Source organism: Streptomyces showdoensis (assembly GCF_039535475.1).
GTDB lineage: Bacteria > Actinomycetota > Actinomycetes > Streptomycetales > Streptomycetaceae > Streptomyces > Streptomyces showdoensis.
The window spans coordinates 134,002-153,491 of the sequence record NZ_BAAAXG010000026.1; the positions used below are offsets into that span (position 1 = coordinate 134,002).

The 19,490-nt window shown below is 73.2% G+C and carries 16 protein-coding genes; 4 read left to right on the top strand and 12 right to left on the bottom strand.

Annotation, left to right across the window (positions count from 1 at the left end; all coding sequences use genetic code 11):
- Positions 1–86: 86 nt before the first annotated feature.
- Entirely contained in the window at positions 87–452 is a 366-nt protein-coding gene (locus tag ABD981_RS13190; protein WP_046909108.1) for a winged helix-turn-helix transcriptional regulator, read from the top strand.
- 183 nt (positions 453–635) lie between these two features.
- On the opposite strand, the gene ABD981_RS13195 is transcribed toward ABD981_RS13190, so the two are convergent.
- From ABD981_RS13195 to ku, 12 genes are all read right to left on the bottom strand, one after another.
- Positions 636–2,093, bottom strand: coding sequence for a multicopper oxidase domain-containing protein (locus ABD981_RS13195; RefSeq protein ID WP_046909193.1), 1,458 nt, complete (start codon positions 2,091–2,093; stop codon positions 636–638).
- Between the two features lie 205 nt (positions 2,094–2,298).
- Complete coding sequence (locus tag ABD981_RS13200) at positions 2,299–2,652, bottom strand: chorismate mutase (RefSeq protein WP_046909107.1); 354 nt, start codon at positions 2,650–2,652, stop codon at positions 2,299–2,301.
- 151 nt (positions 2,653–2,803) lie between these two features.
- Positions 2,804–4,171, bottom strand: coding sequence for a class II 3-deoxy-7-phosphoheptulonate synthase (locus ABD981_RS13205; protein WP_046909106.1), 1,368 nt, complete (start codon positions 4,169–4,171; stop codon positions 2,804–2,806).
- 45 nt (positions 4,172–4,216) lie between these two features.
- Positions 4,217–4,897, bottom strand: a complete 681-nt coding sequence (locus ABD981_RS13210; RefSeq protein WP_046909105.1) for an FMN-dependent NADH-azoreductase — start codon at positions 4,895–4,897, stop codon at positions 4,217–4,219.
- A 106-nt stretch (positions 4,898–5,003) separates the two neighbouring features.
- Positions 5,004–6,011 carry a prephenate dehydratase gene (gene pheA / locus ABD981_RS13215; RefSeq protein ID WP_345529237.1) on the bottom strand — a complete coding sequence of 336 codons (1,008 nt, stop codon included), beginning with the start codon at positions 6,009–6,011 and terminating at the stop codon, positions 5,004–5,006.
- A gap of 15 nt (positions 6,012–6,026) precedes the next feature.
- Positions 6,027–6,431, bottom strand: a complete 405-nt coding sequence (locus ABD981_RS13220) for a nuclear transport factor 2 family protein (protein ID WP_046912460.1) — start codon at positions 6,429–6,431, stop codon at positions 6,027–6,029.
- 13 nt (positions 6,432–6,444) lie between these two features.
- Positions 6,445–7,371 (bottom strand): NAD-dependent epimerase/dehydratase family protein, encoded by a 927-nt coding sequence (locus ABD981_RS13225; RefSeq protein WP_046912461.1) that lies wholly within the window; start codon positions 7,369–7,371, stop codon positions 6,445–6,447.
- Between the two features lie 25 nt (positions 7,372–7,396).
- A complete protein-coding gene (locus tag ABD981_RS13230; protein ID WP_046912462.1) occupies positions 7,397–10,159 on the bottom strand; it encodes a non-ribosomal peptide synthetase in 2,763 nt (920 codons plus the stop codon).
- 287 nt (positions 10,160–10,446) lie between these two features.
- Positions 10,447–11,124, bottom strand: coding sequence for a 4'-phosphopantetheinyl transferase family protein (locus tag ABD981_RS13235; protein WP_046912463.1), 678 nt, complete (start codon positions 11,122–11,124; stop codon positions 10,447–10,449).
- 337 nt (positions 11,125–11,461) lie between these two features.
- Entirely contained in the window at positions 11,462–12,457 is a 996-nt protein-coding gene (locus ABD981_RS13240; RefSeq protein WP_165591042.1) for a hypothetical protein, read from the bottom strand.
- 44 nt (positions 12,458–12,501) lie between these two features.
- Complete coding sequence (locus tag ABD981_RS13245; protein ID WP_046912469.1) at positions 12,502–13,236, bottom strand: response regulator transcription factor; 735 nt, start codon at positions 13,234–13,236, stop codon at positions 12,502–12,504.
- A 444-nt stretch (positions 13,237–13,680) separates the two neighbouring features.
- The gene (gene ku, locus ABD981_RS13250) at positions 13,681–14,874 is read right to left on the bottom strand and encodes a non-homologous end joining protein Ku (RefSeq protein ID WP_046912471.1); all 1,194 of its coding nucleotides are present in this window, start codon (positions 14,872–14,874) and stop codon (positions 13,681–13,683) included.
- Positions 14,875–14,970: 96 nt separating this feature from the next.
- Between ku and ligD the strand changes: the two genes are divergently transcribed.
- Genes ligD through ABD981_RS13265 form a run of 3 tightly spaced genes read left to right on the top strand, consistent with a single transcriptional unit; the run spans position 14,971 to position 19,432 of the window.
- The gene (gene ligD / locus ABD981_RS13255) at positions 14,971–15,855 is read left to right on the top strand and encodes a non-homologous end-joining DNA ligase (protein WP_046912468.1); all 885 of its coding nucleotides are present in this window, start codon (positions 14,971–14,973) and stop codon (positions 15,853–15,855) included.
- Complete coding sequence (locus ABD981_RS13260; RefSeq protein ID WP_345529244.1) at positions 15,852–17,285, top strand: ATP-dependent DNA ligase; 1,434 nt, start codon at positions 15,852–15,854, stop codon at positions 17,283–17,285. Before ligD ends, ABD981_RS13260 begins: the two co-directional genes overlap by 4 nt.
- 56 nt (positions 17,286–17,341) lie before the next feature.
- A complete protein-coding gene (locus tag ABD981_RS13265) occupies positions 17,342–19,432 on the top strand; it encodes a hypothetical protein (RefSeq protein ID WP_046910881.1) in 2,091 nt (696 codons plus the stop codon).
- The last annotated feature ends 58 nt before the right edge of the window (positions 19,433–19,490 follow it).

Genomic DNA, 19,490 nt, shown 5'->3' on the forward strand with positions numbered 1-19,490 from the left:
TGCGCTGGTTACTTCTTGTTTCCACAAGAATTCTGGGCGATGCTGCAGGGGTGGCAGAAGACGGCACTTCAAAGATCGCAACGCACATGAATGTTCCTGACCAGGTCAGCGAGGGTCTGGCCATCTGTCAGCTGCGTGATGTGCTGGACCGGGTCGGCGACAAATGGAGCGTTCTGATCATGGCGATCCTGGGGGACGGCCCCCGGCGCTATTCGGAGCTCCGCCGTTCGATCGACGGGATCTCCCAGCGCATGCTGACGCTCACGCTGCGCAGCCTGGAGCGCGACGGCCTGGTGATCAGGACGGTCACGCCCAGCACGCCGCCGCGCGTCGACTACGAGCTGACGCCGGTCGGGCACACCCTGTCCACGGAGGTGGGCTCGCTGATCAAGTGGTCCGAGCAGCACCGCGAGTACATCAGCATGTCGCGCCGGACCTTCGACGCGGAGTGAGACGGACGGTACGGGGCGACTGACGCGTGCAGGGGGACTGACGCCCGCACGCGGCTGACGCCAGTACGCGGCTGACGCGCGTGTACGGGCCGGGGCCGACGCGCGTACGGGGCGGCGGGTGCCGCCCCGTCGCCCCGCACGCGTCCCGACGGCCCCCGGCCCCGGCCCCGGCCGCGCGACCGGTCAGACGATCTTCATGGTGGCCATCATGCCCATCGCCGCGTGGTCGAAGATGTGGCAGTGGTAGAGGTACGTGCCCCGGTAACCGGTGAACGTGGCCTGGATCTTGACCGTCTCCCCCGGGTTCAGGTTGACCGTGTCCTTGAGCCCGACCTCCGGCCCCGAGGTCACCGGCACCCCGTTGCGCTCCAGCACCCTGAACTGCACCAGGTGGATGTGGAAGTTGTGCGGGATGATCTTGTTGGCGTTGGTGACGGTCCAGATCTCCGTGCTGCCGTAGGCGATCTGGGTGTCGACCCGGTTCATGTCGTAGACCAGGCCGTTGATGTAGCCCAGGTCCGACGCCATGCCGTTCTCGTCCATGCTGAGCGTGATGGAACGGTTCACCGTGGCCGGCGGGAGGGCCGGCAGGGTGCGCAGGTCGTACGGGATGGTGCCGAACTCCTTGCCCGTGCCGGTGACGCGGAACTGGAGCACCTTGGTGATCGCGTCCGCGGGGCCGCCCGGCATGGCGTCGGGCGCGTTCTTGAGCTCCAGCGTGGTGCCCAGCGGGTACTCGTAGAAGTCGATCATGATGTCGACGCGCTCGCCCGGGGAGAGCATCACACTGGTGACCTCCTGCGGCCGGGGCAGCAGTCCGCCGTCGGTGCCGATCAGCGTGAACGGCTGGTTGCCGGTCAGGCTGAGGTTGAAGTACCGCATGTTCGCGGTGTTGAAGATCCGGAAGCGGTACAGCTTGCGGGCCACCTCGAAGTACGGCCAGGCCTTGCCGTTGGCGAGGATGACGTTCCGGTTGAGGAAGTCGTCCATGGCGTAGACGAGCTGGCCCTGGTCGTTGAAGCGGGCGTCGCGCAGCTGGATCGGTATGTCGTACGCGCCCTTCGGCAGGACGTTGCCCTGCTCGACGTCGTCGGTGAGCAGGTAGGTGCCGCTGAGGCCGAGGAAGACGTTCTCGGACTCCTGGTGGTGCGCGTGGTCGTGGAACCAGAGGTTCGCGTGCGGCTGCTGGTTCGGGTACGTGTACGTCTTGGTGCCGCCGCCGGGCGCGATGAGGTCCATCGGGCCGCCGTCGCTGTCCTCCGGCACGTGCGCGCCGTGCAGGTGGACGGAGGTGGCGACGGAGAGGTTGTTCGTCTGCTGCACCACGGCCCGCACGCCCGACTTGGCGCGGATGACCGGGCCCGGGAAGCTGCCGTTGAAGGTGCGGACCCGGGTGAGGCGGCCGGGGATGATCTCCACGTCCGCCTCCTTCATCGTCATCGCGTAGTACTCCGCGGTGCCCGTGGAGGAGTACGGGGCGAGCGTCGGGGCGAGGGGCATGCGCTGGGTGAACTTGGGGATGTTCACCGGGTCGAGGTCGGACGCCTGGGCGGAGCCGCCCGTGGCCGGAATCAGCAGCCCCGCGGCGCCGACCGCGCCGGTGGCCACGCCCGCCTTGAGCATGTTTCTGCGACTGATCACGAAATCCCCCATGGTGATCCCGGAAAGAAGACGCCGGGTGTCCGTCGTGAACGAGAGAGGAGAAAGGCCGGCCACGGAGAATCGGGCCGGATCATGGCCTTGATTCTCCGTTGGCCGGAAAGCTCGTCACAACGGAAGGGGATTCAGGTGTGTGCGCACTTTCCCAGGTCATGCGCACGCTGTGCCGGTTTTCGCCAAGCGAATGTCAATATTCCGCTAGGACGGGCTCGGGAACGCTCTCCTCACGGACGGCCGGAATTCGATGTTCCGCCGCATGTCGCGCGATCGACTCGTGGTGCCGGATGACTTCCGCCACGACGAAGTTGAGGAACTTCTCGGCGAACTCCGGATCCAGCCGTGCCGACTCGGCGATGCTCCGCAGCCGGGCGATCTGCCGGGCCTCGCGCCCGGGGTCGGCCGGCGGCAGGCCGTGCCGGGCCTTCAGCTCGCCGACCCGGCGGGTGTGGGTGAAACGCTCGGCGAGCAGGTGCACCACGGCGGCGTCGATGTTGTCGATGCTGTCGCGGATCCGGCCGAGCTCGGCGCGTGCGGTGCTCATGCTTCCTCCTTCTCGGGGCTGAGCCGGTGGGCCCGTCGGGCGGGGCGGGTCCGTCCGGTCCGGCGGAGCCCGTCCGCGTGCGCCGCGGTCCCGGGGCCCGCTGCCTCCCTCACGAAGGCAGCGGGCCCCGCGCCGGGCGTCACGCGGGCCGTCATGCGGTCTCCTCGCCGTGCAGGAACTCCGCGACCAGGAAGGCCAGGTCGAGCGACTGGCTGCGGTTGAGCCGCGGGTCGCAGGCCGACTCGTACCGGTCGAAGAGGTCGGGGAAGCCCAGGTCGTGGCCGCCGCCGACGCACTCGGTGACGTCGTCGCCGGTCAGCTCGACGTGGATGCCGCCCGCGTGGGTGCCGAGGGCTCCGTGGACCTCGAAGAAGGCGCGCACCTCGCCGAGGATGTCGTCGAAGTGCCGGGTCTTGTGGCCGGAGGGCGCGCCGACGGTGTTGCCGTGCATCGGGTCGCAGACCCAGGCGACCCGGGCGCCGGAGGCGGTGACCTTCTCGACCAGTTCGGGCAGCACCTCGTGCACCGTGCCGACGCCGAGCCGTACGACGAAGGTGAGCCGGCCGGCCTCGCGGTCGGGGTCGAGCCGGTCGATGAGCCGCAGCGCCGTGTCGGCGGTGGTGCTCGGGCCCAGCTTGACGCCGATGGGGTTGGCGACCCGGGAGAAGTACTCGACGTGGGCGCCGTCCAGGTCGCGGGTGCGCTCGCCGATCCAGAGCATGTGCCCGGAGGTGGCGTAGAGCCGGCCGGTGTCGGGGTCGTGGCGGGTGAGCGGGGCCTCGTAGTCCAGCAGCAGGCCCTCGTGCGAGACGTAGAACTCGGAGTCGTCGAAGGCGCGCGGGCTGGCGCCGGTGGCCTCCATGAACTTGAGCGCCCGGTCGATGCCGTTCGCGATGGCCTCGTACTGCTCGCGCAGCGGCGAGCCGGCGATGAAGTCGCGGTTCCACTCGTGGACCTGGCCGAGCGCCGCGTAGCCGCCGGCGGTGAACGCCCGGACGAGGTTGAGGGTGTTGGAGGAGGCCTGGTACATCCGCAGCAGCCGCTCCGGGTCGGGGACCCGGGCCTCGGCGGTGAAGGCGAGGCCGTTGACGGCGTCGCCGCGGTAGGTGGGGAGGGTGAGGCCGTCGCGGGTCTCGGTGGGCTGGGAGCGCGGTTTGGCGTACTGGCCGGCGATGCGGCCGACCTTCACGACGGGCATCGCGGCCGCGTAGGTGAGGACGGCGGACATCTGCATCAGGGTGTTGAGCTTGCTGTGCACGGTCTCGGCCGACACCCGGTCGAAGGTCTCGGCGCAGTCGCCGCCCTGGAGGAGCAGGGCCTCCCCGCGCGCGACGGCGGCCAGCCGGTCCTTGAGCCGGTCGCACTCGCCGGAGAAGACGAGCGGCGGGGCGGAGGCGAGCTCGCGGGTGACGCGGTGGAGGGTGGCGGGGTCGGGGTACTCGGGCTGCTGGGCGGCGGGGAGGCCGGCCCATGTGTTCACCAGTTCGAATTCAGGGGTCTCGGGCTTCAGGGTCTCCATGACGGAACCTCTCGGAGAGGAAGGAAGGGTGGGGGTGTGCGGACATCAGAGGTGGACGCGCTGGGCGTGCTTGCGGGCGCCCTCCAGCGCCTCCTTCAGCGACTCGGCCGCCAGCCGCTGGAAGCCGGCCAGCCGGGCCACGTGCCCGGACTTCGTCATCTCCGCGTGCAGGAAGGTCAGGTCGTCGGCGAGGGCGACCATGCCGAGGGCCGCCCTCAGGTACGGCTCCTGGAAGTCGTACGCCTGGCGCGGCGTGCCCGGGCCGTACGCGCCGCCGCGGGCCGTGACCACGACGACCTGCCGGCCGGCCAGCGGGCCGGTGCCGGTCTCCGGGTCGACGACCAGCGGCGGGATGACCACCCGGTCCAGCCAGGCCTTGAACGTGGAGGGCAGCGAGAAGTTGTGCATGGGCAGGCCGAGGACGATCGTGTCGGCGGCGAGCACCTCGTCGACCAGCTCCCAGGTGGTGGCCCAGCTCGCCTTCTCCCCCGCCGTGCGCGCCGCGTCCCGGGCCTCGTCGAGGTCGCGGACGCCGGCCGCCTCGATCCGCTGGGTCACGGCGATCTGGTCGCCGTCGACGTGCGGGACGGGGGCGGCGCCCAGGTCGCGGTAGAGGTGGGTGCCGCCCTCGTTGGCGGCGCGCCAGGACGCGGCGAACTCCGCGGTGACGCGGCGGGTGGTGGAGCCGAGGCGGGCGCTGGTGTCGATGTGGAGCAGGGTGGGCATGGGGACCTCTCCTGGGGGGGGTCGGGTTCGGCGGGCTCCCCGTACCAGCGCGGCGCCTCCGGGGCGTGACTCCGGATCGGGCCCGGCCTGATCCGGAAGTCGCGGCCTAGGTGCGGGTGCTCGGCGCGGGGTGGTCGGAGCGGAGGCGCCCGCGGAGGCGCCGTTCCGTCGTGCCGAGCCGTTCCGCCCCGGCGGAGCGACTCGGCACGACGGCGGGGGCGGGGGCGGAACGCATGCCCACGACGGAGCGGGGCGGGACGGCCGTCCACCTCGGGTAGCTGCCCAGGAAGCGGGCCGAGGCGCCGGCTCCGGGGAGGTGCGACAGGACCCGGCGCACCGCCGGGTTCTCGACGTGGCCGTCCACGTCGACGAAGTAGCGGTAGCTGCCCAGGCGTTCGCCGGTGGGCCAGGCGTGGACGCGGCTCACCTCGATGTCGCGGTCGGTGAAGAGGCCGAGGACCGCGGCGAGCCGGGCGGGGCCGCCGTCCTCGGTGGTGACGACCAGGGAGGTGCGGTCCCGGTCGGTGCGGGCGGGCGGGAACCAGGCCGGGGAGACCGCGACGAAGCGGGTGACCGCTCCGCCGCGGCGGCCGAGGCCGGCGGCCAGGACCCGCAGGCCGTAGCGCTCGGCGGCCGGCGGGGCGGCGACGGCCGCCGCCCCGCCGCCCGGCCGCCGCGCCACCTCGCGCGCGGCGGCCGCCGTGGAGTCGGCCGGTACGGCCCGGGCGCCCGGGAGGTGCTCGTCCAGCCACCCGGCGCACTGCGCGAGGGCGTGCGGGTGGCTGTACACCTCCCGTACGTCGCCGAGGTCCGTGCCGGCCGGCGCCATCAGGGCGAAGGTCACCGGGAGTTCGACCTCGCCGGTGATGTGCAGCCCGGACTCGGCCAGCTGGTCCATGGTGGCGGGCACGACGCCCTTCACCGAGTTCTCCAGCGGGACCACGGCCGTCGCGCAGTCGCCGCGGCGGACCGCGTCCAGGGCCGCGGGGACACTGGGGTACGGGCGCCGGGGCAGTTCCTCGCCGTGGGCGGCGTACGCGGGGAGTCTGCGCAGCGCCGCCTCGGTGAAGGTGCCCTCGGGACCCAGGTAGGCGTACGCGGTGGCGGATGTCATGGCCGAGGGCGCCCGTCAGCTCTCGATCACGCGGTGGAAGGCGACGGTGTCGAAGATGTCCTCCATGCGGACGGCCTTGCCGTCGCGGAACGTCCAGGAGTGGACGAACTGCAGCGTCTCGGTGTGGCCGCGGCGGGAGGTGACGTCGCGGACGCCGAAGACGACGACCCGGTCGCCGTGGTCGAGGAACTCCAGGGGCTGGAGCCGCATCCCGCCCAGGACGGTGGGGACGTGGGCCAGGAAGGCGCGGACGCCGGCGTGGCCGTGCTTGGTGCCGCCGAGGCCGTAGGCGTGCATGCCCTCGGGGTGGATCCACTCCATGTCCTCGGCCATGGTGGCGACGAGGGCGTCGACGTCACGGTCGCGGAAGGCCGCGTAGGCGGCGTGGATCAGGTCCAGGTTGCTGGTGGTCGTGGTCATCGCTCGCCGCTCCTCAGCGCTGCTTCGCGTACTCGGGATACATGGACTCGACGGTGCGGCGGATGCCCTCGCGCCAGTCGACCTTGCAGGGGCCGGTGAGGCGCTTCCGCAGGGTCGGGTCGAACTGGTAGGTCTCGCGGGTGACCTCGCTCGGCACCAGCTTGGCCTCGACGCCGGTGAGCTCCTCCAGGTAGCGGACGCAGTCGGTGATGCCGACGGACTCGTCGCCGCCCCAGTTGGTGAGGGTGGCGGGCACGGTCGCCGCGTTCCACAGGTGGGGGACCTGCTCGACGAGGTCGTCGGTGTAGAGCAGGGAGCACCAGTTCTGGCCCTCGACCGGGACCGGGATGGGCTCGCCGGCGAGCATCCGCTTGAAGTAGAGCATCGGGACGCCGCCGTAGCCGCCGGGTCCGTACGCGATGTTGAGGCGGGCGATGATCGTGGGCAGGCCGAGGGTCGCCGCGTACGCGCGGACCGCGCCCTCGGTGGCGATCTTGACCACGGGGTAGGCGGGCAGCCAGTCGGCGACGCCGTCGACCGGGTCGTCCTCGTGGTAGGCGTGGTCGAGGGTCTGGCGCTTGTAGAGGGCGCCGGTGGAGACGTACAGGAACGCCTCCGCGGTGCGACAGTGGGTCATCAGGCGGCCGGCGGCCACGGTGTTGACCTCGATCGCCCGGTTGAAGTCGCCGTCCTCGCCGCGGTTCACGGCGGAGTGGATGACATGGGTGAAGTCCTCGGGCAGGCCCTTGAGGGCGTCCTCGCCCGTGTCGTCCATGTCCCAGCGGAAGGTGGTGATGCCGTGCTCGCGCAGCGCCTCCTCCGAGCCGGGGGCGCCGAAGCGCCCGAGCGCCCAGACCTCGTTGTCCTGGGCGAGCGCCTTGGCGACCGGTCCGGCCACCTGGCCCGTGCCGCCGGTGACCAGGATCTTCTTGCCGTTCATGTGTGCAATCCCCTTCGTTTCGTGCTTACTTGCCGTCGCCGAGCGCCCGGTCGAGCTCCTTGCGGAGGATCGACTGGAAGCCGGCCACGTGCTGCGGGCCCATCAGCGTGTAGTGCTCGCCGGGGACGTCGATGAAGGTGACGTCGTCGGCGTGCTCCTTCCAGCGGCTCAGCTCGTTGTTGAGCCAGTCCTCCTTGGTGCCGCGCAGCGGTATCGCGTAGAAGACGGACATGCCGCGGACGCGCCCGGAGGGCGCGTAGCTGCGGCCGAGGTCGGTGAGGCCGTCGGCGAGTTCGGCCCAGGCGGTGAACTTGGCCAGGTCCAGGTCGAGTTCGGCGAGCCGGGCCTGCGGCGCGTGCTCGATGAAGTAGGCCAGCTGCTCCTCCTTCGACAGGTGGCCCAGCTGCTTGGGCAGCTCCAGCGACTGCTTCTTGTCGATGAGGGCGAGGAAGAAGGCCAGGTTGGCGGCGGTCTCGACGAAGTCCAGCTCGTCCATGCGGTACTTGATGTGCGGGGGCAGGTTGAAGCTGCCGATGAAGTCGACCCGCTCGCCCTCGGCCTCCAGCACCTTGGCGATCTCGAAGGCGACGGCGCCGCCGTACGAGTAGCCGGCCACGGCGTACGGGCCGTGCGGCTGCTTCTCGCGGATGGCGGCGACGTAGGTGCTCACCATCTCCTCGAAGCTCTCGAAGGGCTTCTCGCCGGGGTTGAAGCCGCGGGCGCGCAGCGCGTAGAAGGGCCGGTCGCCGACGAAGTACTTGGCGAGGTTGACGAAGACGAGGACCTCGCCGACGCCGGGGTGGACGCAGAACAGCGGCGTCTTGTCGCCGACCACCTGCATGGGCACGATCGGGTCGTACGGGCGTTCCGCCGCTCCGCCGGCCGCGTCCTCGGCGAGCCGGGCGGCCAGCGCGCGGACGGTCGGGGCCATCAGGACGGTGATGATCTGGAGGTCGTTCGCGCCGAGGCGGCGGGCGACCAGGCTGCGCAGCCGCAGGATGTCGAGCGAGGTGCCGCCGAGGTCGAAGAAGTTGGCGGTGGCGCTCAGCTTGGCCGGGTCGGTGTCGAACATCTCCGCGTAGATCCCGGCGAGGACCGTCTCGGTCTCGCCCTCGGGCGCGGTGTAGCCGCCGAGGCGGCGCAGGATCAGGTCGGCGACGGCGTCGGCGGTCTCCGCGTACGCCCCGGCTTCGAGCCGCTTGCGCATGAGCGGGCGCTGGATCTTGCCGAGGCTGGTCTTCGGGAAGGCCTCCTTCGGCAGCGGGAGGATCAGCGAGGGGCGGAAGCCCCAGTGCATGACGACGCTGGCCCGGACCGCGGACAGGACGCGGTAGAGGGCGAGTTCGTCGCCCTCCTCGACCTCGGGGTGGAAGGCGACGACGAGCTGCTCGGTGTCGGAGCCGGGGGCCCGGGTGGGGAAGGCGGCGACGTAGGAGCGGGCGACGTCGTCGAGCTCCTGGAGCAGGGTCTCGATGTCGTGGCTGAAGTAGTTGACGCCGTTGACGATGATGCTGTCCTTGCTGCGGCCGACGAGGGTGAGCCGCCCGTCGTCGATCCGGCCCAGGTCGCCGCTGCGGAACCAGCCGTCGGCGGTGAAGGCGTCCTTCGTGGCCTGCTCGTTGTTGTGGTAGCCGGGCGTGATCATCGGGCCGAGGAGCTGGAGCTCGCCGGTCTCGCCCTCGCCCAGCGGCCGGTCCCGCTCGTCGGCGACGCGGATCCGCAGGCCGTCGACCGGGCGGCCGAGGTTGGCGAACTCCTGCCCCTGGTCGGAGGCGGGGAACTCGCGCGAGTAGATGGAGCCGGCGCAGGTCTCGGTCATGCCGAACGCGGGCCACAGGGTGTCGCCGGCCAGTCCGTACGGGGCGAAGTGGGCCAGGAAGGCCTCGCCGGTGGTGCGGACCACGGCCTCGCCGCCGCTGATGATGTGCCGCAGCTTCGACAGGTCGACGGGGCCGTGCTCGTCGAGCCGGTCGGCCGAGGCGTTGAGCAGCCCGAGCAGGAAGTTCGGGGTGAAGGTCATGGTGACGCCGTAGCGGGAGATCAGCCGCAGGAAGTCGAGCGGTTCGCCGAGGACGACGGCCGCCTCGACGTGCAGCTGGGTGGCGCCGACGGAGAGCGGCAGCAGGTGGCACTCCAGGAGCGCGGCGACGTGGTCGAAGGAGACCCAGTTGAGCGAGGTGTCCTCGGAGCCGATGCGGTGGGCGGTGTTCTTGCCCGCCATGGAGGCGATCAGGTTGGCGTGGGTGAGCCGGACGGCCTTGGAGTTGCCGGTGGAGCCGGAGGTGAGGACGAGCAGCGCGGTGTCCTCGGGGGCCGCCTCGTGCAGCAGGTCGGCCGGATCGGCGCCGTACAGCGTGTCCAGGGCGGTGACGGCGAGGCCGTCGACGCGGGGCAGCTCGGCGGCCAGGCTGTCGTTGGTGACGACCAGCGGCCCGTCGAGCAGGGTGTGGACGTGGCCGAGCTGGGCGGCCCAGCGCTCCGGGTCGCCGCCGAGCGGGGCCATCGGCACGGGCACGTAGCCGCCGAGGAGGCAGGCCCAGAAGGCGGTGAGGAACTCCTGCGGGCGCTCCAGGAGCAGGACGACCTTGTCCTGCGGGGCGAGCCCGCGGGCGCGCAGCCCGGTGAGGACCCGGCGGGCCTCGTGCACCAGCTCCGGGTACGGCTGGAGGTGCGCGGCCGCGGCACCGGCGTCGCCCTCGTGGTAGAGGACTCCGGAGCCGGGGTGTGCCTCCGCGGCCTGGAGCAGCAGGTCCGCGACGGTCCGGGTCGATGGGATGGCCACGGTCATGGCGATGTCCTCTCTCTGGTGTGCGGTGTGCGGTGCGGTGCCCCGTGGAGGGGGCGCGACAGGTGCCGGAACACGGCCGCCGCCGGCTGCGGGATGGGCAGCACGACGGCGACGGAGACGGCGTGGGGGCGGCCGGGGGGAGGTGGTTCCGGCCGGGCGGGCCGCGCGGTGAAGACAGCGCACCGACCTTGACGTCCAGCTTCTTCGGACGGGCGGCGGCGTTCAATGGGGCTTGTGTCAGAGCTCTGTCGGGTTTCTCAAATCCCGGTAGGGGTGCGCGGGTTCTCTCAGAGCTCGGTCAGGGACGGCACGTGGTGGGGCAGCGGGGGGCCGCTGACGGAGCGGGGCGCGCGCAGGGCGACGGCGGCGTGGTGGCGGGGGCCGCAGGGCAGGTCGTCCACGGTCCAGCCGGCCGGGTCGGTGCCGAGGTCGTCCAGGGTGGTGTCGCGGCCGAGCCCGGTGCCGAGTCCCTTGAGGTACGCCTCCTTGCGCGCCCAGAGCCGGCCGAAGGCGGCGGCCCGCGCCGCGGCGCCGGGCTCGGCGGCGACCGCGGCGCGTTCGCCTGGGTGGAGGGCGGCCAGCAGTCCGGGCACGGCCTCGGGCGCGGGGCGGCGCTGGGCGTCGGCGCCGACGGGAACGGGGGCGAGGGCGACGAGGACCAGGCCCTCGGTGTGCGACAGGGAGAAGTGCAGCGGCGGTTCGGGGACGGCGAGCACCGGGCGCCCGTGCGCGGCGCCGCAGCAGGGGCAGGGCTCGCGCCCGAAGACCAGCTCCTCGGGGCGCTCGCCGAGCGACCGCGCGAGGAGGGTGCGGAGCGCGAGGTGGGCCACCGTGTACAGGGTGCGGTCGGAGGCCCGGAGGAAGGACGCGGCGCGGTGGCGCTCGTGGGCGTCGAGGGCGGTGGTGTCGAGGGCGTCGGCGGACACGGTGGCGTCCACCTCCAGGAACCAGGCTTCGGCCTGCATCGGGCGGGGTCTCCTCGGGCTCGGAGGGTACGGGGGGGACGGGAGTACGGGGGACACGGGTGGGACGGGGGACGCGGGTACGGGTGGGACGGGGGACGCGGGTACGGGTGGGACGGGGGACGCGGGTACGGGTGGGACGGGGGACGCGGGTACGGGTGGGACGGGGGACGCGGGTACGGGTGGGACACGGGTACGGAGGGAACGGCGACGCCCCGCCGTCCGGACGGGTGCCGGGGGGCGGGGCGTCGGGTGTCGGGGCAGGACCGCGGGGGTGGCCGCGGCGGGGCGGGGCGGGGCGGCGGGCGGGCGTGGCGGCGGGCCCGGGCCCCGGGGGGGGTCATTTCATCGCGGGGGTGCGGGGCCGCCGGCCGCTGAGGCTGCCGTGGACGTCGCTCTCCGCGTAGTACGTGCGGCCGTAGCGGTTCCGTCTGCGCCACCGCTGCTCGCTGGCGAGCCGGTACACCGTCCCGGTCGGCGCGCCCCACAGGTCCGCGATGTCCCGTGCGGTGAGCCAGCGTTCGACGGGCGGGGGCGGGGACGGCGCCGCAGGCACGGACGCGGGTACGGACGCGGGTACGGACGCCGCGGCGGAGGTGGCCGTCGGCGGGACCGCGGCCGGTGCCGGGGGCACCGACGGCACCGCGGCCGCCGCGCACTGGGCGGGCCCGCGCTGCGCGGGCACCCGCTGGCCCGGCATCGCGCGGCGCAGCCGGGTCCACTCGTGGCCCGCCCACTGGTGGGCCGGGTCCGCGTCGCACAGGATCCGCCGGGTGCCGGAGACCACCGCGAGCCGGCCCGCGCAGCCGGGCTCGACGCACGGACCGACCGGGAGGTGCCGGACGGGCTCGCGGGCCACCCGCCGGGCGGCGCCGACCAGCCGCTCCAGCTCGCGGGTGGCGTCCGCGACGGCCGGGTGGGCGGCCAGCCACTCGGCGCTGCGCAGCAGGAAGGCCGCCAGGTGCGCGGGGGTGCGCCGGGGGGCGGGGAAGCCCCGCTCGTCGGCGACGAGTCCGCTCCAGGAGCCGAGGGTGGCGACGATCGCCGAACGCACCTCGGCCGCCGGGCCGTTGAGCGGGATCCCGGCGGGTCTGCCGCCGGTGCCGCGCCTTTCGCCGGTGCCGCGCGCCGGTCCGGCGCCGCCGAGCACCCGCTCGCACTCGGCGTAGAGGCCGGGAAGTTCCTCGAGGACCGCGACCAGCCGGCCCAGACATGGGGGGCAGAGCCGGAGGTCCGGCCGTGCCCGTCGTTTGCCGCCGCCGTCGACGGCGCTCCGCCTGCAGTCCTCGCCCACGCACACGGCCCGCGGGGGCAGGTGCGTCGCCGGGTGAGCCATTTTCCGTTTCTCCGTGTTCCGAAGCCGTGCGCCGACGCTGCCGATTACACTTTGCCGAGCTTGAAACCGACACCGCGAATGGTGACGATCCAGTCCCGACAGCCGAGCTTGTTGCGGAGGCTGCTCACATGGGTGTCCACGGTTCTGCGGGACCAGGAATCCCCCCATATCTGCTGCATGAGCCTTTTACGGGGGACGACGTTTCCGGGATTCGAGGCGAGCAGATAAAGGACGTCGAACTCTTTTCGGGTGACGTCGATCTGCTTTCCGTCGAGGCTGACCTGGCGGGCACCGGCGTCAATACGCAGCGGCCCCTGGTCGATGACGTCGACGGCGCGCGGCCGGGGCCTGGACCGGCGCATGACGGCCTGCATGCGGGCCATGAGTTCGCGGAATCCGTACGGCTTGACCATGTAGTCGTCGGCGCCGGCCTGGAGGCCGAGGACCCGGTCGAGTTCGGAGCCGCGGGCGGTGACCGCGATGATCGGGGTGTCACCGGCGGCGCGAATCGCCCGACACACCTCAAGGCCGTCGAGATCGGGCAGTTCGAGATCGATCAGGACCAGGTCGGCCGAGGTGTAGACCTGGAGCGCGGCGCCGCCGGTCTCGACCGTCGACACCTGGTGGCCGTGCCGGCGCAGCCCCGTCACGAGCGACTCCGCGTACCGGAGCTCGCTCTCCACCACGAGGATCCGCCAGCTGTCGCAGCCGACGGAATCCCGGTCGATATAAACGTCGGGTATGAGAGGTTTCGGTTTTTCCTGCGTACGCTGACTCATCGTCTCCCCCTAGACTGTTGTCCAACGAGTCTAAAAACCACCGCTTCGCTTTGTCAAAGATCGACGCCGTAAACGGGCTGTGTCTGCGAAGTAAAGGGGAACATTGAATTCCGGTTACATTTTCCGGACCTTTTTTGATCCCCGAGGATACACGGGCCCCATGTACGACCCGTGGCGGCCGAATCATTCCGGACACGGCCGCCGCACCCTGGCCTGGCCGTCAGCAGGTCGGGGCGGCCCCCGGCCACCCCGCTTCGCGACCGAAAACAGTCAGGAACACACGTGTGCGCTACCCACAGAGGTGTACGCGCAGCCCCTCGACCACATATCGAGACGCCCTCGGGGCATCATGACGAATTCTTTACCCGTGCCCCCATTCGGGGTGTGTCTGGGGTCACTTCCGGCCAACCCGGCCGACCGGCCGACGAACCGACACGCCTTGCGTCACGCGGAGCGCTTGCGCGGGGCCGCCTTCTTCGCCGGCTGCGCCGCCTTGGCGGTCCGCTTCTTCGTCGCGGCCCCGCTCGCGGCGGTCTTCGCGGCCGTCTTCGCGGTGCTCTTGACCGCGCCCTTCGCCGTACTCTTCGCCGCGCCCTTCGCCGTACTCTTCGCCGCGGCCCCGCCGGAAGCCGCCCCGGCCGCACCCGCCGTCCTGGCCGTCCTGGCCGTCTTGGCCGTCGACTTGCGGGCCGGGGCCGCCGCCGTCCTCTTCGCCGCCGTCCGGGCCGTGGACTTCTTCGCGCCCGTCTCCTTGGGGCTGGCGGGCGCCCGCGCCGCCTTCTTGCGCGGCTTGAGCTCGGTCACCTCGGCGACCGCCTCCGTGGCCGCCTCCGTGGCCGCCTCCGCGGCCGGTTCGCCCCGGGCCTCCTTCGCCGCGCGGACGCTGCTCTCCAGGGCCGCCATCAGGTCGATGACCTGACCGCCGCCGGCCGCCTCGGGCTCGGCGGGCGCCAGGCCCGCGCCGCCCTCGGCCTTCGCGGCGATCATCTCCTCGACGGCCTCCCGGTAGTCGTCGTGCAGGCCGGTGATGTCGACCTCGCCCAGGGTGGCCATCAGGGCGTCCGCCAGGTCGAGTTCGGCCTCCCGCACGGTGACCGGGGTCTCGGGGGCCACGCCCTCCGGGGCCCGGATCTCGTCGGGCCACAGCAGCCCGTGCATGGCGATCACGTCGTCCACCACCCGCAGCATGCCGAGCCGCTCCCGCCCGCGCAGCGCGTACTTGGCCACCGCCACCTTGTCGCTGCGCTTCAGCGCCTCGCGGAGCAGGGTGTACGGCTTGGCGGCGGGCACCCCGTTCGCGGAGAGGTAGTACGCGGCGTCCATCTGGAGCGGGTCGATCTCCCCGGCCGGGACGAAGGCGACGATCTCGATGGTCTTCGCCGTCGGGAGCGGCAGGGCGGCCAGGTCCTCGTCGGTGATCGGGATCATGGACCCGTCGGCGTCCTCGTACGCCTTGCCGATCTCCGCCGGGGAGACCTCCTCCCCGTCGAGCTCGCACACCTTGCGGTAGCGGATGCGGCCGCCGTCCTCGGTGTGGATCTGGCGGAAGGAGACCGACCGGCTCTCGGTCGCGTTCACCAGCTTGATCGGGATGCTGACCAGCCCGAAGGATATGGCGCCGTTCCAGATGGATCGCACGTTCATCGCCTTTCGTGCCGTTTGGTGCGGTGAGCGAGATCAGTGAGGTTGATGCCGTTCATCCCGTTACATCGGGAATCATGGGATTCTCATCGTATGACGCCCATCACAGAGGTGGAGGGGCGGCGGCTGGCGCTCAGCAACCTGGACAAGGTCCTCCACCCCGCCACCGGCACCACCAAGGGCGAGCTGCTGCACTACTACGCCACCGTCGGGGCCGCGATCCTGCCCCATCTGCGCGACCGCCCGGTCTCCTTCCTGCGCTACCCGGACGGCCCCGACGGCCAGCTCTTCTTCACCAAGAACCCGCCGCCCGGCACCCCCGCCTGGGTGAAGACCGCCCCCGTCCCCCGCTCCGAGGACCCGCGGGCCCGGCAGGTGATGGTCCAGGACCTGGCCTCGCTGATGTGGGCGGCCAACCTGGTCGTCGAGTTCCACACCCCCCAGTGGCGGGCGGGCGCCCCGGCCGTCGCCGACCGGCTGGTCCTCGACCTCGACCCGGGGCCGCCCGCGAGCGTGGTCGAGTGCTGTCTGGTCGCCCGCCACCTGCGGGAACGGCTCGCGGCCGACGGCCTCACGGCCTACCCGAAGACCTCCGGCGCGAAGGGGCTGCACCTGCTCGTCCCGCTGGAACCGACCCCGTCCGAGCGGGTCTCCGCGTACGCCCGCCGGCTCGCCGTCGAGGCGGAGGCGGAGCTCCCCGGGCTGGTGGTCCACCGGATGGCCAAGGCGCTGCGCCGGGGGAAGGTCTTCGTCGACCACAGCCAGAACGCCGCCGCGAAGACCACCGCCACCCCCTACACCCTGCGGGCCCGCCCGCTCCCCGCCGTGTCGGCGCCGGTCACCTGGGCGGAGGTCGAGGCCTGCGCCTCTCCGGACCGGCTGGTCCTGCTCCTCGACGACATCGCCCCGCGCCTGGAGCGGTACGGGGAGCTGCTCGCCCCGCTCTTCGACCCGGCGGTGGCGGGAGCACTGCCGTGAACGGCCCCGGCGTCGTGCTCCGGCCGCCCGTCGACGTGATGCGGCCGCGGTCCGCCGACGAGATCCCCGCGCAGGGCAGCGTCCCGGGCGGCCTGCAGTACTCCCTCAAGCTGGACGGCTTCCGCGCGCTCGCCTTCGTCCTCGACGGGGGCCGGGTCTTCCTCCAGTCCCGGGCCCGCCGCGACCTCTCCCCCGAGTTCCCGGCCGTCGCCGCGTACCTGGGCGAGCGGCTGCCGCCGGGGATCGTCCTGGACGGCGAGCTCTGCGCGTACCGCGAGGGGCGGCTGAGCTTCACCGACCTGCTCCGCCCGCACCGGGAGCGCGAGCGGGCCGGCGTCCCCGTCTCGTACATCGCCTTCGACCTGCTCGCCCTCCCCGGCCACGACCTGCGGGCCCGGCCGCTGCGGGAGCGCTGGGAGCTGCTCGGCGCGGCCCTCGCCGGGACCGGTCCGCCGCTCCAGCGGGTGCTCGCCACGGAGGACGAGGGCACCGCGCGGGAGTGGTTCGGGACACTGCGGGAGGCGGGGGTCGAGGGGATCGTCGCGAAGGCCTGGGACTCGGCGTACCGGCCGGGCGGCACCTGGTCCTGGCGGAAGGTGCGGTACGCGGACACCCGGGACGCCGCCCTCGTCGGCGTCTTCGGCCCGCCGGACCGCCCGCACGCGGTGCTGGTCCGGCTGCCCGACGGGCGCACCCTGCGCACGAGCCCGCGGCTGACCGCGCCGCAGGCCCGCGAGGTCGCCCGGCTGACGACGGGGCTCCTCGCGGGGCCGATGGCCGACCCGGAGCACGGGACCGTACGGCCGCTGACCGAGCACCTGCCCGTCGAGCTGCGCGTACCGTCGGGCCGCCAGGACACCGCGCGCTTCGTCCGGGTACGGGACGGGGAGCGGGCCGAGGAGCAGGCCGAGGAGCAGGCCGAGGAGCAGGCCGAGGAGCAGGCCGAGGAGCAGGCCGAGGAGCAGGCCGGGGAGCAGGCCGGGGAGCGGGCCGGGGAGGACCAGCGGGTCGAAGGCGACGGACGAGACGGGGAGCCCGACGGCCGCCCGGACACCGCCCCTCCCACCGCCCCCCGTGCCGCCCCCCCACGCCGCCCCGCGCACCGGCCCCCGCAGCGGCCCCGCCGCGAACGAGCCCCCTGGCTGATTCCTCCGCCCGTCCCGCTCTCCTCCCCCGGCGCTCCGTTCAGGACAAACTCACGCAACGCCGCCGCGGCCGCCCGACGGCCCACCCGGTGCGGAACCGGGCCGGTCGGCCGTCCGCGGGGAGTGGTATGGACCGGGTGCGGGGGCTCCGTGGGGGTCCTGAGGGGGTCCGGGAGGGGTCCCGCGGGGGTCCGGCGGGGCGACGGGCGGAGCGGTGGATGGCGCAAAGCGAGCGGCCGCGCGGGGGTTCGCCGAGAGCGTCCGTCAGGCGGGCCCTCGTTCTGAGCCCGTTGGTGCACACTTGCTGCCTGGTACAGCGCTCACGGGGAAGGCGGCCTGGCATGCTGACGGGGATCGAGGAGGTCGACTGGGCCTCGCTGGGGCACGCGTACGGCCCGGCGGACGACGTGCCGGAGCTGCTGCGCGGACTCGCCTCCGCCGATCCCGCGGAGCGGGAGAACGCGCTCGACGGCATGTACGGGGCGGTGCACCACCAGGGCGACGTGTACGACTCGACGCTCGCCTGCATCCCCTTCCTCCTCGAACTCGTCGCCGACCCCGAGGTCCAGGACCGGGGCTGCATCGTGGAGTTGCTGACCAGCATCGGCGGCATCGACCTCGGCGACGACGAGGAGCTGGCCGAACTCGACGTTGACGACGAGGAGTTCATACCGGCGGCGAACTACGCGATGGCGGCCGCCGCCATCGCGGCCGGCGCCGACGTCTTCCTCGGCCTGGTCTGCGACCCGGACCCCGAGGTGCGGATCGCGGCGCCGTGCGCGCTCGCCTCGCTGCACCCCGACCCCGTCCGGGTGCTCGGCCTGCTGCGCGAGCGGCTCACCGTGGAGCGGGACACCGAGGTGCGCCTCGCCCTGGTCGCCGCGGTCGGGCGGCTCGCGCTGCGGCACGAGTCGCTGCGCGCCGAGACCGCGGACTGGCTCGCCTGGCTCTCCCGCGCGGCCCAGGCGCCCGGGCTGCGGCTGGCGGCCCTCGCCCAGCTGGCCCGGATCGCGCCCGCCGAGATCCCGGGCGACGTGGTGGAGCGGGTCACCGTCCTCCTCGACGAGGTGCGGACCGCGCCGGGCGAGCCGGCCGGGGAGACCCCGCGGGCGGCCACCCCGACCCTCATCGGGCAGGTCCGCGAGCTCCTGGAGGAGCACTCGGCGGGCCGCCCGACGCCGTGGACCGAGGAGCTGCTGCGCACCCTGCACACGGCCCTCGACGACCGGGTCGACGACCGCATCGCTCTGATCCTGGCCCAGCTGCGCAGCCCCGACTGGGGGCAGCGCTCGGACGCGATCTGGCTGTGCGGCTCCTTGATACGGGTGTGGCGCGGGCGGTACGAGGAGGTGGTCCGGCTCGTCGGCGCGCAGCTGAGCGATCCGGAGCCGCGGCTGCGCGAGGCCGCCGGCTCCTTCCTGGAGCGCCTCTTCGAGCTGGCGGGCCCCTCGGCGGACGCGCTGGCGGCCCGGCTCGCCGCCGCCCCGCAGGGGCCGCTGGGCCTGCCGGGTCCCGGGGCCCGGGCCGGGCGGGGCGGGGCGCTGCTGGCGCTGGCCCGCTGCGGGGACGCGCGGGCGATCCCGCTGCTGGCCCGCGCCCTGGAGGAGGGCGAAGTGCGGCGCGAGCTGCTGTACGCGGTGAAGGCGCTGGGCCCGGCGGCGCTGCCGCTCGCCCCGGCGCTGCGGCGCAGGCTCGCGGAGGTCGAGCTGGACGAGCTGCTGTACGACCGGGCGGCGCCGCTGCTGTGCGCGCTGGGCGCGGTCCGGGGCGTCCAGGCGCTGCCGGAGGTGCTCCGGGTGCTGCGCGGGGCGCCGCCGAACCGGCGGGACTGGGTGCGGGAGGCGTGCCTGCGGACCCTGGCGGCGTTCGGGCCCGCGGCCCGGGAGGCGCTGGAGGACGCGCGGGCGCTGCTCGGCTCGGAGTCGGCGGCGGTGTCGTCGATGGCGGCGCAGGCCGTGTGGGCGCTGGACGGTTCGCCCGAGGAGGCGCTGGAGGCCCTGGAGGGCTGGCTGCGGCCGGGTGCGTCGGGCGCGGAGTGGTGCGCGGCGGCGCGGGCGCTCGGGGCGATCGGTCCGGCGGCGGCCGCGGCGGCGCCGGCGCTGCGGGCGGGGCTCGGGGCGCGGGACCTGTGGGTGCGGGTGCGGTCGGCGGCGGCCCTGTGGCGGGTGTCGGGGGACGCGGCGACGGTGCTTCCGGTGCTGCTCGCGGCCTGGGACGAGAACCGGCACACGCGGGTGACGGTGGCCGAGTGCCTGGCGGAGATGGGCCCGGCGGCGGCGGAGGCGGAGTTCGCCATCCGTACCGAGCTGGCCCGAAGACACCGTCACAACGCCCGCGAGGACGGTGCGGGCTCGCACGACGTGCACGACGACGAGAAGCTGCTCACGCTCTGCCGGGCGGCGCTCGCGCGGATGGAACGCCACCGGATGTGACAGCTTCGCGGCGCTGCCTATGGCCGATCGTTACGTCATCGTAAATAAGGACATTTAG

What these genes read in the sequence shown, in the direction of transcription:
- ABD981_RS13190 (WP_046909108.1), top strand. Translation starts at nt 87, where the DNA reads ATGAATGTTCCTGACCAGGTCAGCGAGGGTCTGGCCATCTGTCAGCTG.
- ABD981_RS13200 (WP_046909107.1), bottom strand. Translation starts at nt 2,652, where the DNA reads ATGAGCACCGCACGCGCCGAGCTCGGCCGGATCCGCGACAGCATCGAC.
- ABD981_RS13205 (WP_046909106.1), bottom strand. Translation starts at nt 4,171, where the DNA reads ATGGAGACCCTGAAGCCCGAGACCCCTGAATTCGAACTGGTGAACACA.
- ABD981_RS13210 (WP_046909105.1), bottom strand. Translation starts at nt 4,897, where the DNA reads ATGCCCACCCTGCTCCACATCGACACCAGCGCCCGCCTCGGCTCCACC.
- pheA (WP_345529237.1), bottom strand. Translation starts at nt 6,011, where the DNA reads ATGACATCCGCCACCGCGTACGCCTACCTGGGTCCCGAGGGCACCTTC.
- ABD981_RS13220 (WP_046912460.1), bottom strand. Translation starts at nt 6,431, where the DNA reads ATGACCACGACCACCAGCAACCTGGACCTGATCCACGCCGCCTACGCG.
- ABD981_RS13225 (WP_046912461.1), bottom strand. Translation starts at nt 7,371, where the DNA reads ATGAACGGCAAGAAGATCCTGGTCACCGGCGGCACGGGCCAGGTGGCC.
- ABD981_RS13230 (WP_046912462.1), bottom strand. Translation starts at nt 10,159, where the DNA reads ATGACCGTGGCCATCCCATCGACCCGGACCGTCGCGGACCTGCTGCTC.
- ABD981_RS13235 (WP_046912463.1), bottom strand. Translation starts at nt 11,124, where the DNA reads ATGCAGGCCGAAGCCTGGTTCCTGGAGGTGGACGCCACCGTGTCCGCC.
- ABD981_RS13240 (WP_165591042.1), bottom strand. Translation starts at nt 12,457, where the DNA reads ATGGCTCACCCGGCGACGCACCTGCCCCCGCGGGCCGTGTGCGTGGGC.
- ABD981_RS13245 (WP_046912469.1), bottom strand. Translation starts at nt 13,236, where the DNA reads ATGAGTCAGCGTACGCAGGAAAAACCGAAACCTCTCATACCCGACGTT.
- ligD (WP_046912468.1), top strand. Translation starts at nt 14,971, where the DNA reads ATGACGCCCATCACAGAGGTGGAGGGGCGGCGGCTGGCGCTCAGCAAC.
- ABD981_RS13265 (WP_046910881.1), top strand. Translation starts at nt 17,342, where the DNA reads ATGCTGACGGGGATCGAGGAGGTCGACTGGGCCTCGCTGGGGCACGCG.